The organism is Paenibacillus alba (genome assembly GCF_013204855.1).
GTDB lineage: Bacteria > Bacillota > Bacilli > Paenibacillales > NBRC-103111 > Paenibacillus_E > Paenibacillus_E alba.
Window position 1 is genome coordinate 63,604 of sequence record NZ_JABMKZ010000019.1, and the last position, 15,438, is coordinate 79,041.

The following is a 15,438-nucleotide window of genomic DNA, read 5'->3' on the forward strand; positions in this document are numbered from 1 at the left end:
TTATTCGGCCTCCCCCGCACTCGCATACGTTAAAATGAGATCCTGCGTCGCTTCCTCGCGGGAGAGCTCCTTCACGACAGAACCATAGCTCATTACCAAAATGCGATCAGCAATTCCTATAATTTCATTCAGCTCACAAGATAAATAAATAATGCCTTTGCCTTCCGAAGCCAACTGCCCAATCAGCCGGAAAATATCGCTTTTGGCGCCAATGTCAACACCTTTGGTCGGCTCGTCAAACAGATAGACCTCCGCGTTCGTCGGCAGCCATTTGCCTACCGCGACCTTCTGCTGATTGCCTCCGCTAAGATGCTTGACCACGCGGTTCGGATCGCCCGGCTGCACGCCAAGCTGCGACACCATCTTAGTCGCGTGCTCGCTTTCCTCGCGCTGCCGCACGAAACCGAGCGAGCTCAGCTTGCGCAGTATGGGAAGCGACAGATTGCGCTTCACGGTCTCCTCCACGAGGACGCCCTGCTTGCGGCGCTCCTCGGGCACGAGCGCGATGCCGGCGCGCACGGCATCGTCCGGCTGGCGCAGCGCGAGCTTGCGGCCGCTGAGCCACACCTCGCCGCCGTCCGCGGCGTCGGCGCCGAAGATCAGTCGGCTCAGCTCCGTCTTGCCGGCGCCGACCAACCCCACGACGCCGAGGATTTCACCTCGGCGCAGGGCAAAGCTGACGCCGCGCACCTTCGTGCCGCGGCGCAGTCCCTTCACCTCGAGGAGCGTTTCGCCAATGGGCACATTGGCTTTGGGAAACTCCTCGGTGAAGGTTTTGCCCAGCATCGCCTCGATCACCTTGGCGATGTCCATAGCCGCGGCCGCCTGCGTGAGCACATGGCGGCCGTCGCGCATAATCGTGATCCGGTCGGACACCCGGAACACTTCTTGCAAGCGGTGGGAGATGAAGATAATCCCCACTCCCTCCTGCTTGAGGCTGTCCATAATCTGGAACAGCCGCTCCGATTCCTCCAGACTGAGAGGGGCCGTCGGCTCATCGAAGATAATAATCTTCGCCTTGTGCGCCATCGCTCTAGCAATCAAGACCAGCTGCTTCTGCGAAATGCTCAGCTCATCGACCTTGCGGCGCACCGAGAACATCGCCCCGATTTTGGCAAGAATCGCTTCCGCTTCGAGATGAAGCTTGCGCCAGCTGATCCAGGCTCCGCCCTGAACCATGCGATCCATCATCACGTTTTCTGTCACCGTAAGCTCAGGCACAAGCGCTGTATCCACTTCTTGATAGACACAGTAGACACCCTGAGCCATGGCTTCCTTGGGCGTTTGAATGGATTGTGCCTGACCGCCAATGGCAATTTGACCAACATCGTAGGTGTAAGCACCTGACAAGATTTTCATCAACGTGCTCTTCCCAGCTCCATTTGCACCCAGCAAAGCATGAATTTCACCCGCATGCAAGTCAAAATCAACCTCCTGCAGCGCCTTCACACCTGTAAACGATTTGGAAATGCCACTCATTTGTAACAAAGCTGCGCTATCCTTCGTCGACAACCGCTTTCACCTCTCATGTCAATCTGAAAGTCCCATCGCTAATAAGCTGCGATGGGACTTCTCTATGAACGTTTATTTTTTTTCTGCTGCTTTCAACCAATCCGTGTAGCCTTGTTGGCTTCCGCCCCAGCCTTTTACGTATTCGCTAAGCTGTGTTGTATTCACTTGCTTGTCCTTCGGCAGCTGCTCTCTGGAGACATACACAGGATCCAAAACAACTTTCTCAGGCGTTTGATCGCCATGCAGCTTTTGGTACAAGTAACGGACTTGAACGCGTCCGATATCTTTTGGATCTACGGCAGCAGATGCTACCCAAGGACTTTTTTGATCTTGCAGAAGCTGCAGATCTTCATCGCTAAGGTCGATGCCGTATACTTTAATTTCTGTCCGGCCTGCTTGTTGAATCGCACGGGAAGCACCTTTGGCAAACTCATCCCAAGCTGCCCATACCGCAGTAATATCGCCTTTGTTCGGGTATTTCTTAAGAATGGCTTCCATTTGTGTTTGTGTATCCAAAGCAGGGTCTTTGGCCGTTCCGAATGCCGCTACTTCTTTAATATCCGGATATTTCTTCTGGAAAGCTTGGTAAGCTTCTTGTCTGCGCTCCATAGGGGCGAAACCGGCTACCCATACTTTAACGATATTCCCTTTGCCGCCAGCATCTTTAGCCAATTGCTCCAAAGTAGCTTCCGCCATTTTTTGATCGCCTTGCTCCAAGGAAGTCACACCTGGTACGGTTAGAATGGAGTCGAAGCTGACAACCGGAATTTTCTTCTCGATTGCTTTCTTCACGCCGGCTTCAAGTGCTTCCGCCGTTCCATGGTCAATCAGAATGCCATCAAATTTTTGATTAATAGCTGCATCCAGGTTGGAAGCCATTTTCGCCAGATCCGTATCAGCAACGAACACCGTTACTTTACCGCCAAGCTTCTCTACTTGTTCTTTCACACCTTCCACATACTGCGATGAAAAAGTGCCTGTATTAAACTGCATGATAAGTGCAATTTTCTTTCCGTTTAAATCAGCGGCCTTCGCTGTTTCTGTTGCTTTTGCGCTTGCTGCGGGTGTTGTCGTGGCGCTGCTGCTCTCTTTTTGTCCGCAAGCTGCCAATAGACTTCCAAACACCGCCAAAATCATAAATAAGCTGACTACCTTTGTTCTTTTCATGAGTTACCCTCCCGATCCATGCTCATCTCTAATTACCTATCTACTCTATCGGATTTATATGCCGAGTTGTTTAGTAGGAATTATTGTATATTAGCATTTGGAAGGATTTCTCGTCAATAGTTTTTAATTGAATGTTGCTAATTTTCGACATTCTTTTATTTCCGACCGAAATCCGCCTTAATTTCTCCGTACTTTTTCGTATCCCACTTCACAATTTTGTTCGAATAACTGTTGCTGCGAAGCCATTTCAAAGCACGATCAACAAGCGTCCATATTTCTTCTGTTGAGGAATCCCGCACCAAATTCGTGGACACTTCTTTTTTCCGAAGCCAACTCAGTGCCGTCACTGAATCGGTATAAATCGTCTTATTGCTTCCTTGCTGCTGCAAATAGGCCAAACCATGCACAATCGCCAGAAACTCACCCAAATTATTCGTTCCCTTGGCAATCGGCCCTTGATAGAAAATTATTTCGCCCGTTTTCGTATCAACACCTTTGTACTCCACAATGCCAGGGTTGCCTGAACAGCCCACATCCACGGAAATGCTGTCAAAATCAATTTCAGGCGCGCTCTCAGGACTCGCTGATTTACTCGCATTCGTCGCTGCCGTACTGCCTTTGCCAGAGAAATTGAGCGACTTTTGCCACCCCTTCTCCAAAGCCTGACGCGCTTCCGCTTCGGATTCGTACGATTTGAATCTTGCCTGAGGATACCCCTTCGTCTGTGCCTGACAATCCGCCCAACTTTTATAAATACCAGGCTTATGCCCTACCCAAACGACGTAAAATTTAACTGCTGCCATCTAAATCACTCCGTATTTGTTGATGTATTTGATGCACCAAGTCTTCTACCACTTTCACCGTATCTGCCAAATAAGGTCTGTAATCCAAATTCTTTATGAATTGAAGATACGTTTCACCTATAGCTACAACTTGCTTTCTATAATCTATGCTCGGGATAATATGTGCTTCTAATTCGCGGTACGTCCCATCCGTACGCTCTTCCACCGCGATAAGCTCCACTTGCTGCTCCGCCTGATGGTTCACAACAAACGAAAACCCTCGACACTCAGGATCACCGCAGCCGCAAACAAAGAAAGGCATCCGTTCCCATTGATCCGGCGGCGCAAACCGATTCGGTGTCGTGTCGTGCAGCGCACTATATAAGAAAGCTGGAAGTCCAACATCCACACACAATGGCTCTTCCACCAGAACACTGTCGTCCACCGCCATAAGGACATCCGCTTGAATGATTTGCAAATCTTTATCGTGGGACCAGCCCTTTATGGAAACATCAAGCATTTTCCCCGCCTCCATCCTTCCTTGTACTCACTTTTCATATTATAGCAAAGACTGCATCATTCTGCTTTCAGCATTCAGCTTTCAATAAAGTGGTGAAAATTTCCATTTATTTTATGAGTATATTTTCAAAAAAAGATTATACTACCTATTACTGGAGGTGATATCAGATGGCATCAGGACAATCTCGCAGCAGCAACTCTCTCGTTGTTCCTCAAGCTTCACAAGCTTTGGATCAATTGAAATATGAAGTTGCTCAAGAACTAGGTATCCAAATTCCTCAAGACGGCTACTATGGGTACATGACTTCCCGTGATACAGGCTCCATTGGGGGCAGCATCACTCGTCGCCTCGTTCAAATTGCTGAACAGCAGCTTGCAGGCGGCAGCGCTAACCGTTTCAGTAGATAACAGCTTTCCCTATACTTACAAACAAGGACTTTCTAATAAGTAGCTAGCTACTTAGAGAAAGCCCTTTTTCTTTGTGCAAATGAAGCCCATTTGCCAAAAAAACCCCAGTCATCAACATGACTGGGGTTGCTTTATTAATCCATAAAATAGAATAAAGTGCTACATCGTTCTCGCATAATTAGCCATATTATAATTACTTTCAAAGCTAATACTTGCAGAAACAACATTTTGTCTAATCGTAAAATCAAATAAAATTTCACCATGCGTCCAGCTTTTCTTTCGTTTCAACGATTCTATAGCCATCTGACGAAAGGATTGATATTGCAGTTCCGTTAACCCCTTAACCGTAGTTGCCGGCAGCACGCCGTCTTTACTTTCGAATGGAAGGTGTTTAATGCCAAACTTCCCGATTTCATTGTTACGAATGTGCACAAAAACTGTCCCTGAAGTAACATGAGATAATTCTTCTTTGATTTTCCTAAACACCATGTCAATTTGTCTTGCAAGTGGGATCTGCTCCAGATTCATCGCTCCTTAAGTTTTTATTTTTTTTACTAATTATGCAAGTTATATGACTGTAGACCTATTATATCCATAGATTTTACATTTTTCAACAATTTTCTTCCAGTACTCATCCAATTATCCCTATTATTTATAACTTTTTCTGGGTAATCTTACCTTCGTTTCACGTAAGAAACGATAATTGTCGAAATCTTGTAGAATGTTTCGGTATTCAATGGTATAATTTTCAAAATAGCCCGCATATTCCTGCACCAATAAACAAAATTTCGCGAGGAGTCGGTCAGATTGGATAAAATGTCAACCCTATCGTTTAGAAAGAAACTACAGCTTGGTTGTTATGCTCTAATTGGATTAAACTGTGTTTTCATGTTGATTTTGACATTTGCGTCGGATTGGAACCGCTTACTAGGAATTATTTTCCTGATCGTCCTTCTAGCCATTAGCTATCCTTTCATTAGATGGTTCGAGAACCAACTGACAGAGCCCGTGGCCGATCTCTCCCGCATTGCCCTTAATATTTCCAAAGGTGACTTCTCTCAAAAGGTAACCATCACCTCGGATGATACGCTCGGACAGTTGGGTCAATCCTTCAACAAAATGATTGACAAGCTCCGCGACATTCTGCGTGATACAGGTTCCATCTCCAAGCAAGTGTTTCAAACGAGCCGCGATATTTATGTGAAAAATGAAAACTTTCGCTCCGTCCTGGAGCAAGTAAGCATTTCGGCCCATGAACTCGCATCCGGTGCAGGACAAATATCCGAAGAAGTATCCGGCGTTTCCATTACGTCCAAAGACATCGAAGTGAGAATCGTCAATTACGCAGGTTCCGCCAAAGAAATGAAGGAACGCTCCGATCAAATGATGACGCTGGTAGAGAAAGGCCGCAATTCTGTGGAGAGCCAAGGCGTAGGGATGAAACGAAATGTTGAAGTAACGCAGCAAGTGTCAGATACCATCGACATGTTGGCTAAGCAAGCTGCCGGCATTTCGAGTGTAACGCGTTCCATTTCTGAGATTGCTGAGCAAACCAATCTGTTGTCTCTTAATGCTTCCATTGAAGCTGCCAGAGCTGGCGAGCATGGCCGCGGCTTTGCTGTCGTAGCCCAGGAAGTGCGCAAGCTGGCTGAGGAATCGACATCACTGACACGCGAAGTGTTTGGCTTCGTGAAAAGCATCGAACAAGGCATTCAAGAAGCGATTCGAAGCATCCAGGTCAATGAGGATGTTGTAAAGAAACAAACCGTTCTCATTGATCAAACGGAAATTGTTTTTGCCGAAATTGTTGGAAGCGTGGGCTTTATTTCAGAAGAGATTACCCGCTTCGCAGAGGAAAGCGAGCAAATGCTGGCAAGTTCCGGACACATCGCATCCGCTATGGAGAACATCTCGGCCATCACCGAACAATCAGCAGCCGGAACACAGGAAGTTTCCGCTTCCATGAACGAGCAAATTGCAACCGTACAAGGCATTGTCTCCCAAGCTGAGGAAATGACACGCGTTGTAACACAACTGCAGCAAACCATTCAAATCTTCAAATTATAGGTTCGTCACCCAAGTTCTGCGTATTCATTCTTACATAACCAAAAAGGCTTTCCCTCTATATCGAGGAAAAGCCTTTTTTTATGCTTGAACTTTCGCTTCTGTCAGCTCCATGAACTGCAACACATCTTGAGCTGCCATATCCACTGCACTTTGCCAGAAATCAGGCTCCGTCAAATCAACGCCAAGGTGCTTCTGAGCAAGCTCCTCCACGTTCATGCTGCCCGTATCTCGAAGCAGTGCGATATATTTATCTTCAAAGGCCGGACCTTCTTGCACCGCTCTCGCATAAATACCTGCGCTGAACATGTAGCCAAAGGTATACGGGAAATTATAGAAGGGCACATCCGTTGCGTAGAAATGCAGCTTGGCTGCCCAGAAATGCGGGTGATAGCTGCTTAACGCATCCTTAAAAGCCAGCTTCTGAGCATCTACCATCAGCTCATTCAGGCGCTCTACACTAACAAGCCCTAGACTCCGTTCTGCGTAGAAATTCGTTTCAAAAATAAAGCGGGCATGGATGTTCATGAAGAACGCAATTGCGCGTTGGATCTTATCCTCTAACAAAATAATCCGTTCCTCATCGGAAGCCGCGATTTTGACAACCGCATCCGCAACGATCATCTCTGCGAAAGTAGACGCTGTCTCAGCAACGTTCATCGCATATTCCTGTGCCAAAGCAGGCATATCCGTCATGACATGCTGATGGTAGCCGTGACCCAGCTCATGAGCTAACGTAGACACATTGTTTAACGTTCCGCCGTACGTCATGAAAATGCGTGTTTCCCCTGCCATCGGGAAGGAGGTACAGAAGCCGCCAGGACGTTTCCCAGCTCGGTCTTCGGCTTCAATCCAACGCTTCTCGAAAGCCTCTGTTGAGAAAGCTGCCAGCTTGGGACTGAAACGCTGGAATTGTTCAATAATGAGACTTGCGCCTTCATCATACGATATCTTCTTGGAGGAGTCGCCCAGCGGCGCATCAACGTCCACCCAAGCTAATTTCTCAACACCCATAAGCTGCGCTTTACGATTCAGATAATCGACGAAAATCGCTTTGTTGCGGTCAATTACATCCCACATGACATTCAGCGTTTTCTCTTCCATCCGATTGATGGCAAGCGGCTCTTTATGTATGCTTTTCCAGCCTCTATATTTGTACACCTGAAGACGGAAGCCAGCCAAATGGTTCAATGCTTCGGCACAATAATCTTCCTTGTCTGTCCAAGCTTGTTCCCATTTCTCGAAAAGCGCCAACCGTTCTTCCCGATTCTCCGTGTGCAGCTTATTAAAGGCTTGACCAGCAGAAAGCTCCACCTGTTTACCCTCAACTTCGACCGGCATGCGGAATTGACCAACGGTCGTATTATACAAATCTCCCCACCCATGATAGCCATCAACGGCCAAATCATTAATTAAAGCTTCCTGTTCAGGCGGCAGCTTTTCTTGGGCTAAAGCACGACGTTCATCCAGCGAAAACGCGATAGCTTTGAAGGGTTCTTTCTTCAGCAGTTCAGACCATACGCCATCCGGAATTCCAGTCAATACTTGATCGAACCGTGTGAGTGAAGACAGATGCTCGGCAAACAAGCTTTTGACTTGTCCACTAAGTACAGGAGCTTTCTTATCCTTCTGGTTGTCGGCCAGCAAACATCCCACGAAGGAATCTGCTTCCAAAATATGTTTCAAATTATGCTGCAGCAAGTCGATCAGCTTCGCTAAGGAATCTGTGTCTGACGCCTGCTGTGGTGAGGGAGTAGCCAGTACTTGCTCTTGAAATGACGCGATTGAAGCTTGCAGCTCTTTCAGATGAGCTGCGAATGCAGGAGACTCGCTCCCGCCAGGGAAAAAGGTATCCAAATCCCATGTTTGATTAAGAGGTAAATGCAGCAAAGCGATCACCTTTCCTTTCCATCTTTTATTAAATCATAAACGATATGCGATCGGCAATGATCGTAATCTTCCTCATTGCTTCTGGGTAAAAAGTATGATTCAATGAAGTAAGTTCCTTCAATATAAATCGGAACAGAATGGTGTGAATTTCATTATGAAACCGTTACAAATTTCCCCGGAAACAGCCGTGAAGCTAGCTGAACAGCTGAAAGTGCCCTTGGAACATCTCATGCATATGCCACAACATATTTTGCTTCAGAAATTAGCCGAGCTCGCGAAAAATTCCTCTGCGGAACCAAGCGAACCAGAATCGAAGTAAGCTTTGATTCCTTTTGCTAATACTTGGCCTTATGACATTGTAATGAAGGACATTTATGTGGCCGAATGTCCCTTTTGCCATAGCCCTAATGTGCTGCTGCCGCTGAAAATCCACGAACTGACGTCCATTCGCGAAGGCAAGAAAAAGCTGCTTGTGTTCCCTTGTTGTCATAACAAATTGACGCTCGTTGATACAGACCGCGATTATTTATTGGCGGACACCGCTATTCGGAACCATTAATCGTAGCTTCCAAAGCGCAAGGAGTAGAAAGAGCCCGTATGAATGAGTACCTCGTTCCTTTGACAAGCGCATGTACATTAGTCACCCTTAATTACATAGCGATGAAAGTTCGCAGCAAGATGCTGTTCGATTCCTATGAGCAATTCCTTGCCCCTCTGCTCACAGGCCTCGCCTGTATCATCATGATGCTAGAACCTTTGCCAGAGGCGCTTGGACTCATTGATTTGCGTTCCTTGCCCGTCTTCATGGCCGGCTTGCGCTATGGACTTCCCGTTGCCCTGCTGTCCACCGTAATGCCCATTGGCTTCAGTTTCCTATCGCATGAAAGCCAATCTTGGTTCATCATCTCACAGGATTTGCTCGCCCCTGCTTTAATCAGTTCGTTGTTTCACAACAAAGAATACCGCAGCGGCTTCTTGGACATTTCTATTCGGCACGGGCTCCAAATATGTGCCTATGTCTTCCTTCTTCGACTTGTTATTTACGGCTTCCTGGAAGGGAAGCTAACTTGGCTTTACACCATTGATCAGCTATTTATGCTAGCCATCATGTCGGCTACCTTCATTATCATCATCATCATGGTGAATGATGAGAACAAGAGCTGGCGGCTTCAGCGACATATGGAGCTGCAAGCTAATCAAGACAGCCTAACTAAGCTTCCCAATCTACGCAGCTTTATGCCGATTGCCGATAATGAGCTTAGCAAACGCCGAATATCAATCATGATGATTGATTTGGACAACTTCAAACAATACAACGACCAGTTCGGACATTTGGAAGGAGACCAGCTGCTAAGAGAGGTTAGCACGGTGCTTCGATACCATATTCACGAGCAGGATTACATCGCTAGGTATGGCGGGGAAGAATTCATCCTCCTAAGCACGGAAACGGATCCTATGACGCTTAGCCTATACGGAAAACGGTTATGCTCCGTTGTGACGGAAAGTTTCCCCCACAAAAGGCACTATGATCAATCGCCAATAACAGTTTCCATTGGCATCTCGACTGCTGTTGCACCTCAAGTCAATCTGACACAAATTATTTATGAAGCGGATCAAGCTCTCTACGCCTCCAAGCATAGCGGGAAAAATTGTTCAACCCTTTACGAAGATATGCCTGTTGCCAGCCACAAAAAGAACGCTTAAGCCATTCAAGGGAATCCGTTCATTCCCGCGAATCGTTAAGCGTTCTTATTCATGAAAGTCCCTTATGTTGCTTGCTTCATTTCCTCCGGAAGCTCCATCCGCATAGCCAGCATATCCTCACGGGTGATTACCCATTGTTCACGACTCGCCCGGATCATGGCTGCATCCATAATCTTCCGATCATTAATAATCCGCGAGAACCACTTGACGGCCTCATTAAACCGGCTCAATCTGCGATTCAGCTCTCCCATTAAATACATGAGCCTTGCGTTGTTAATATCCATCCCTTCGGTCTCGAACACACTGACATAGGCCTCCAGAGCAAAGGTTAAGAATCTCTCTTCTTGTTCCCAATCTCCTTTAATCCGGTATAACCATGCAAGATGATGAAGAAGACCCGCGACGACACGGGATTTCTCATCCTTAATCTGTGCGCTAATCAGTGCCAGCTTGTAGCTGTACAGCGCATCTTCCCAAGTTCTTTCTCGGCAATAATCGCGCATTGTCCAGTTCTTGGAAACCTTCGTATAGAAAGCTTCTTTTTGACCGGGATTCCATTTATCTGCAAAGTTTTCCGTATGTGCATATCCGCAAAACGGACAAATCCTCACAACATAATAATCTGGATTAATGTCTTTATAGTGAACACAGAAATCCGCATCCGTTTTGCTCGATTTTTTGAAGCTTGGGCGAACCTTCATCGTTTTGAAGGCGTTGTCGCAATAGGTACACTTCACTGCAATTTCGTATAAAGGTTCGACCATCGGAAAACCCCGCCTTTTGTGAGAAAAATAGGTAGGAACTGAGAACTATTCGTCTTCTGGAGTATTAATAAAATGATAGGCTGAGCCTTTCAATCGGTCTAGCAAAAAGTCCCGTAAATCTTGCGGAAGTCCTACTTCTGTCAAGGCTTCAGCCATACACCCCAACCAAGCATCGGCACGCTCCTGCGTGATTGGAAAAGGCATATGCCTAGCCCGCATCATCGGGTGTCCATGGACGTCCGAATATAAGCTTGGACCTCCAAAAAACTGGCTCAAAAATAAGATTTGCTTCTCGATTACCGGATCTATATTGGAAGGAAACAGAGGCGCCAACAAAGGGTGCTGCTGCACTTTCGGATAAAAGGCCTCCACGATTCGGCGAACCGTCTCTGCTCCCCCCATCAATTCATATAAGGTGCTGCGTTCACGCTCTGACATGAGAAAACCTCGCTACTCTTAGTTACTTTAATAATTCTCTAAATCCTCGTCCCCTGTAGGCATGAGCGTTTCTCTAATGACAAAAACGAACATACAAACAAATAAACCGGCAATGATACCTGTCATTTGAATCACTCCCACTGCCTAGGATATAAGACTCGAAGTAGTTCTATTTTACCATAAAAACAAGCCATGCACAGTACCAAAGTCTAAGTTTTTTGGGACGGCATGTATGTCCCACACCACACATATAGTTGAATAGGAGGAGGTGTCCTATTCCATGCAGAAACGAAACTTCACTGGTGTACTACTGATGGCTTTCGCTGTGATTGCCATTATTCTATGCTTATTTGCCTTTCCTCATGACGGACTGCAAGCAGCTTTGCGCGGCGTTTCCATTTGGTGGGATGTGCTCTTTCCTGCGCTATTCCCCTTTTTTGTTATCTCTGAAATTTTGCTCGGCTTTGGCATCGTGCATTTCTTCGGCACACTGCTCGATCCGATGATGCGTCCTGTCTTTCGAATCCCCGGCATCGGCGGCTTCGTGATGGCGATGGGCTTTGCCTCCGGTTATCCAATCGGGGCCAAATTGACCTCCCAGCTGTGGGAGCAGCAGTTGGTGAATCGCGAGGAAGGCGAGCGGCTGGTTGCCTTCACGACAAGCTCAGATCCGATCTTCCTGATCGGAGCCGTTTCTATCGGCTTTTTCCATGATGCCTCTTTGGCCATCATTCTAGCCACCGCCCACTATGGCGGCTCGCTTCTGATCGGTTTCATGATGCGTTTCCACGGCCGCAAAAGCGTGCCAACTCCACAGAAAAGCACGAGCGGCGGTTGGATCTGGAAACGCGCCTTCGAAACGATGCACACCGCCAGGATCCATGATGGCAGATCCATCGGAACGCTGCTCAGCCAATCCATCCTGCATTCACTTAACCTGATGTTTGTAGTCGGCGGTCTTGTTGTTTTCTTCTCCGTCGTTTTGGAAGTTCTTACGTCCGCTCAGGTTATGAATGTACTGTACGTACTTATCTCTTCCATCCTGCAATTCATCGGACTGCCTCACGAATTATCGCAAGCGGTGATCAATGGCTTGTTTGAGGTGACACTCGGAGCCAAAGCTGCGGGCAACGCTCCAGATGCGCTGGCGCTTTCCAGCAAAGTGGCGATCGGGGCTTTCATTTTGTCATGGGGCGGCATGTCGGTTCACGCTCAAATTGTAAGTCTGCTTAGCCACACGAATTTGCGCTATTTGCCTTTTCTCATTGCCAGACTTACGCATGCCTTGTTCTCCGCTGCTATTGTGCTCGTAATCTGGGAGCCTATGCAAATATTCCGCGGTTCCCAAGCAACCTTTTTCCCGCAATATGAACCAACTTCCCCGGTACTCAGCTATTTAAAATTGATGCTTCCGGTTAGCGGAGTGGTCATCCTCGCTTCTTTTACAGTCATCGCTGGACTGTTCACTGCATATTCCTTACTTAAACTCGTGTATGAAAAGGTTGGTGGAACAAGATAATATGGGTATTCACGATCATGATAATAAAGGGAGAGAACCTCTAGATATGCAAGCAGCAGTCTTCCCGCAAGCAGTTAAACAATGGCCCTCTCCAATTGCACGTTTGAGCGAGTTGGCAGCTAATTTATGGTTTAGTTGGAACCACGAGGCTTTAGCGCTATTTGCCGATATCGACGCTGTCAAATGGGCCGCATCCGGCCATAACCCAGTTCGCCTACTGCAAGATTTGGACGAATCCCACATCGTAGCCCTGAGCAACAACACGGAATTTACGGAACATTACCGCCGGGTCATGGATACGTTTGATGCGTATTTGAACGGCAGAACCTGGTTCCAAGACAAGTATGCCGATCGAAGCTATGTGCAAATCGCCTACTTCTCGGCAGAGTTTGGCTTTCATGAATCTTTGCCCATTTACTCGGGCGGGTTGGGCATCTTGGCCGGCGATCATACAAAGTCGGCCAGCGATTTGGGCATCCCTTTAATCGGAATTGGCCTGCTCTACAAGAAGGGCTATTTCACTCAAAAGATCGATGCCTCCGGTGGTCAGCAAAGTGAATTGTATCCCTACGACTTCACCAAGCTGCCTATCCAGCCTGTCATCCAGAATGGGGAACAACTCACCGTTTCCATTGCTATGCCTGGCCGGGCGATCGCCTTGCAAATATGGCAGATTCAGGTCGGCCGCAATCGCGTCTACCTGCTCGACGCCGATCATGCGTCTAATCAGCCGGCGGACAAAGAGTTGACCGCTCAGCTTTATGGGGGCAATCAAGATACGCGGATTGCCCAAGAAATGGTCCTTGGCATCGGTGGCGTGAAAACACTCCGCGCTCTAGGGGTCTACCCAAACGTCTACCATATCAATGAAGGTCACGCCGCGTTCCTTACGCTGGAGCGGCTCAAGGAGCTGCTCCAGCTGGGTCTGCCGTTTCACGCAGCCGTTGAAACGGTGCGTTCTGCAACGGTCTTTACGACCCATACGCCTGTTCCAGCTGGCCATGATACGTTCTCCATCGAGATGGTGGAACACTATCTCGGCCCCTATCTGCAAGAGCTGTCGCGGCATAAGCAACAAATTGTAACCCTCGGGCTTGATCATCATACGGGTCAATTCAATATGACCCATTTGGCCATGAATACAGCTGGGATGCGCAATGGTGTCAGCAAGCTTCATGGTCAAGTATCGCGCGAAATGTTCAAAGAATTTCACGGACATATCGATGCAAGTGAAGTTCCCATTGGCTCCATTACCAATGGCGTTCATCTGGACACATGGACGGCCCCGCAATGGAAAGAGCTGTTTGATCGTTTCCTTCCAGGAACTTGGCGAGAGGAACAAGCCAACAAGCATCAATGGCAGCAGATCGAGGTCATTCCCGACGAGTCTATCTGGAGCGTGCATCAACAGCTGAAAGAAGATCTGATACGCTTCGCTCGCCAAAATTTGCTGGAGCAGCGCAAACGCAACGGGGAGTCCGAGGAACGAATCCAAGAAGTAAGAAAATATTTGAATCCCAAAGCCTTGACTATCGGATTCGCCCGACGCTTCGCGACCTACAAGCGCGCGAATATGATTTTCAATGATTTGTATCGGCTGAAGAAGCTCATGAATGACCCTGATCGCCCGGTCCAATTTATTTTTGCCGGCAAAGCACATCCTGCGGACTACCCGGGTCAGGAGCTCATCCGCGACATTTACCGCGTCTCCCAAATGAAAGAGTTCGCTGGCAAAATTGTCATACTCGAAAATTACGATATGAATATGGCCCGCTACCTTGTCCAAGGGGTCGATGTTTGGCTGAATAATCCGCGAAGACCTCTTGAAGCCAGCGGCACGAGCGGCCAGAAAGCCGCCATGAACGGCGTGCTTAATTTCAGCGTGCTCGATGGCTGGTGGGAGGAAGGCTACAACGGAACGAATGGCTGGGCTATCGGATCCACAGGCGCAGCGGATTGGGCAGCCCAGGAGAAAGAAAATACGCAAGCGATCTACCACATTTTAGAGAAGGAAATCATTCCGCTTTACTATAATCAAGGCGCGCTTCCCCACCAATGGATCAGCCGTATGAAGCGTTCTATTCAATCGTTAAGTCCTGTGTATAACACTCATCGCATGGTGCAGGACTACACGGAGGAAGCGTATCTTCCTACGGCCGAAAGAGCCAGACTTTTTGTCGCCAATCACTACGATGTAGCGACCAAAGTTGCCGACTACAAACAGTTCATCCGCAACAACTGGTATCACGTCAAAATCATCGGCATCGATGACCGTTCCGCCAAGCTTTCCACCGAAATACCTCTGGCTGAAATGAAGCCGACAACCAAAGAAATTACAGCCCAAGTCCATTTCGGGCCGATCTGGCCGCAAGACACAGCTGTTGAAGTCGTTTATTACGAAGAACATGCTGGAGATTGGAAACAGAAGATTGTCTCCATGGAACCCTCTGGCGAGCTCACCGACCAGCTGCAAAGCTTCAAAGCAACGATTCCTGGGCACCTTGTTCATGGGCCGCACTTCTCCATTCGCGTTCGACCCATTTCAGCAAACTTCGCCCATTCTTTTGAGCTTTCTCTGGTGACCAGCACCTTATCTTGGCAATAAAACCTGATTTTCCGACATAAAGCCCCGTTTGGGGCTTTTCTTATTTTCCTTTATAAATTATTATGA

At 47.7% G+C, this 15,438-nt stretch carries 15 protein-coding genes; 7 read left to right on the forward strand and 8 right to left on the reverse strand.

Annotation, left to right across the window (positions count from 1 at the left end; genetic code table 11):
• The 4 genes from HQN90_RS22155 to HQN90_RS22170 all read right to left on the reverse strand — a co-directional run bounded on the left by HQN90_RS22155 (position 1) and on the right by HQN90_RS22170 (position 3,981).
• Positions 1–1,479 (reverse strand): sugar ABC transporter ATP-binding protein, encoded by a 1,479-nt coding sequence (locus HQN90_RS22155; RefSeq protein WP_173222850.1) that lies wholly within the window; start codon positions 1,477–1,479, stop codon positions 1–3.
• A 105-nt stretch (positions 1,480–1,584) separates the two neighbouring features.
• Positions 1,585–2,679: a sugar ABC transporter substrate-binding protein gene (locus HQN90_RS22160; protein ID WP_173222677.1), complete on the reverse strand. Its 1,095-nt coding sequence runs from the start codon at positions 2,677–2,679 to the stop codon at positions 1,585–1,587.
• A 155-nt stretch (positions 2,680–2,834) separates the two neighbouring features.
• The gene (gene rnhA / locus HQN90_RS22165; protein ID WP_173222679.1) at positions 2,835–3,482 is read right to left on the reverse strand and encodes a ribonuclease H; all 648 of its coding nucleotides are present in this window, start codon (positions 3,480–3,482) and stop codon (positions 2,835–2,837) included.
• Positions 3,469–3,981 (reverse strand): hypothetical protein, encoded by a 513-nt coding sequence (locus tag HQN90_RS22170; protein WP_173222681.1) that lies wholly within the window; start codon positions 3,979–3,981, stop codon positions 3,469–3,471. Before HQN90_RS22170 ends, rnhA begins: the two co-directional genes overlap by 14 nt.
• A gap of 167 nt (positions 3,982–4,148) precedes the next feature.
• Here HQN90_RS22170 and HQN90_RS22175 point away from each other — a divergent pair, with 167 nt between their 5' ends.
• Positions 4,149–4,388 (forward strand): alpha/beta-type small acid-soluble spore protein, encoded by a 240-nt coding sequence (locus tag HQN90_RS22175; RefSeq protein WP_079409863.1) that lies wholly within the window; start codon positions 4,149–4,151, stop codon positions 4,386–4,388.
• A 159-nt stretch (positions 4,389–4,547) separates the two neighbouring features.
• On the opposite strand, the gene HQN90_RS22180 is transcribed toward HQN90_RS22175, so the two are convergent.
• Entirely contained in the window at positions 4,548–4,916 is a 369-nt protein-coding gene (locus tag HQN90_RS22180) for an O-methyltransferase (protein WP_173222683.1), read from the reverse strand.
• Positions 4,917–5,204: 288 nt separating this feature from the next.
• Between HQN90_RS22180 and HQN90_RS22185 the strand changes: the two genes are divergently transcribed.
• The gene (locus HQN90_RS22185) at positions 5,205–6,455 is read left to right on the forward strand and encodes a methyl-accepting chemotaxis protein (RefSeq protein ID WP_326076223.1); all 1,251 of its coding nucleotides are present in this window, start codon (positions 5,205–5,207) and stop codon (positions 6,453–6,455) included.
• Positions 6,456–6,533: 78 nt separating this feature from the next.
• On the opposite strand, the gene HQN90_RS22190 is transcribed toward HQN90_RS22185, so the two are convergent.
• Positions 6,534–8,339, reverse strand: a complete 1,806-nt coding sequence (locus HQN90_RS22190) for a M3 family oligoendopeptidase (RefSeq protein ID WP_173222852.1) — start codon at positions 8,337–8,339, stop codon at positions 6,534–6,536.
• A gap of 157 nt (positions 8,340–8,496) precedes the next feature.
• Between HQN90_RS22190 and HQN90_RS22195 the strand changes: the two genes are divergently transcribed.
• From HQN90_RS22195 to HQN90_RS22205, 3 genes are read left to right on the forward strand one after another with little or no spacing between them, the layout of a single operon-like run.
• Complete coding sequence (locus HQN90_RS22195; protein ID WP_079409865.1) at positions 8,497–8,661, forward strand: YycC family protein; 165 nt, start codon at positions 8,497–8,499, stop codon at positions 8,659–8,661.
• A gap of 3 nt (positions 8,662–8,664) precedes the next feature.
• Positions 8,665–8,901, forward strand: coding sequence for a hypothetical protein (locus HQN90_RS22200; protein ID WP_173222685.1), 237 nt, complete (start codon positions 8,665–8,667; stop codon positions 8,899–8,901).
• A 38-nt stretch (positions 8,902–8,939) separates the two neighbouring features.
• Positions 8,940–10,046, forward strand: a complete 1,107-nt coding sequence (locus tag HQN90_RS22205) for a GGDEF domain-containing protein (RefSeq protein ID WP_173222686.1) — start codon at positions 8,940–8,942, stop codon at positions 10,044–10,046.
• Between the two features lie 62 nt (positions 10,047–10,108).
• On the opposite strand, the gene HQN90_RS22210 is transcribed toward HQN90_RS22205, so the two are convergent.
• Positions 10,109–10,810 carry a DUF2225 domain-containing protein gene (locus HQN90_RS22210; RefSeq protein WP_173222688.1) on the reverse strand — a complete coding sequence of 234 codons (702 nt, stop codon included), beginning with the start codon at positions 10,808–10,810 and terminating at the stop codon, positions 10,109–10,111.
• Positions 10,811–10,855: 45 nt separating this feature from the next.
• Entirely contained in the window at positions 10,856–11,248 is a 393-nt protein-coding gene (locus HQN90_RS22215) for a globin domain-containing protein (RefSeq protein ID WP_173222690.1), read from the reverse strand.
• Positions 11,249–11,528: 280 nt separating this feature from the next.
• Between HQN90_RS22215 and ylbJ the strand changes: the two genes are divergently transcribed.
• Positions 11,529–12,767 carry a sporulation integral membrane protein YlbJ gene (ylbJ, locus tag HQN90_RS22220; RefSeq protein ID WP_173222692.1) on the forward strand — a complete coding sequence of 413 codons (1,239 nt, stop codon included), beginning with the start codon at positions 11,529–11,531 and terminating at the stop codon, positions 12,765–12,767.
• A 46-nt stretch (positions 12,768–12,813) separates the two neighbouring features.
• Entirely contained in the window at positions 12,814–15,372 is a 2,559-nt protein-coding gene (glgP, locus tag HQN90_RS22225; protein ID WP_173222694.1) for an alpha-glucan family phosphorylase, read from the forward strand.
• Positions 15,373–15,438: the final 66 nt, after the last annotated feature.

What these genes read in the sequence shown, in the direction of transcription:
- HQN90_RS22155 (WP_173222850.1), bottom strand. Translation starts at nt 1,479, where the DNA reads ATGAGTGGCATTTCCAAATCGTTTACAGGTGTGAAGGCGCTGCAGGAG.
- HQN90_RS22160 (WP_173222677.1), bottom strand. Translation starts at nt 2,679, where the DNA reads ATGAAAAGAACAAAGGTAGTCAGCTTATTTATGATTTTGGCGGTGTTT.
- rnhA (WP_173222679.1), bottom strand. Translation starts at nt 3,482, where the DNA reads ATGGCAGCAGTTAAATTTTACGTCGTTTGGGTAGGGCATAAGCCTGGT.
- HQN90_RS22170 (WP_173222681.1), bottom strand. Translation starts at nt 3,981, where the DNA reads ATGCTTGATGTTTCCATAAAGGGCTGGTCCCACGATAAAGATTTGCAA.
- HQN90_RS22175 (WP_079409863.1), top strand. Translation starts at nt 4,149, where the DNA reads ATGGCATCAGGACAATCTCGCAGCAGCAACTCTCTCGTTGTTCCTCAA.
- HQN90_RS22180 (WP_173222683.1), bottom strand. Translation starts at nt 4,916, where the DNA reads ATGAATCTGGAGCAGATCCCACTTGCAAGACAAATTGACATGGTGTTT.
- HQN90_RS22185 (WP_326076223.1), top strand. Translation starts at nt 5,205, where the DNA reads ATGTCAACCCTATCGTTTAGAAAGAAACTACAGCTTGGTTGTTATGCT.
- HQN90_RS22195 (WP_079409865.1), top strand. Translation starts at nt 8,497, where the DNA reads ATGAAACCGTTACAAATTTCCCCGGAAACAGCCGTGAAGCTAGCTGAA.
- HQN90_RS22205 (WP_173222686.1), top strand. Translation starts at nt 8,940, where the DNA reads ATGAATGAGTACCTCGTTCCTTTGACAAGCGCATGTACATTAGTCACC.
- HQN90_RS22210 (WP_173222688.1), bottom strand. Translation starts at nt 10,810, where the DNA reads ATGGTCGAACCTTTATACGAAATTGCAGTGAAGTGTACCTATTGCGAC.
- HQN90_RS22215 (WP_173222690.1), bottom strand. Translation starts at nt 11,248, where the DNA reads ATGTCAGAGCGTGAACGCAGCACCTTATATGAATTGATGGGGGGAGCA.
- ylbJ (WP_173222692.1), top strand. Translation starts at nt 11,529, where the DNA reads ATGCAGAAACGAAACTTCACTGGTGTACTACTGATGGCTTTCGCTGTG.
- glgP (WP_173222694.1), top strand. Translation starts at nt 12,814, where the DNA reads ATGCAAGCAGCAGTCTTCCCGCAAGCAGTTAAACAATGGCCCTCTCCA.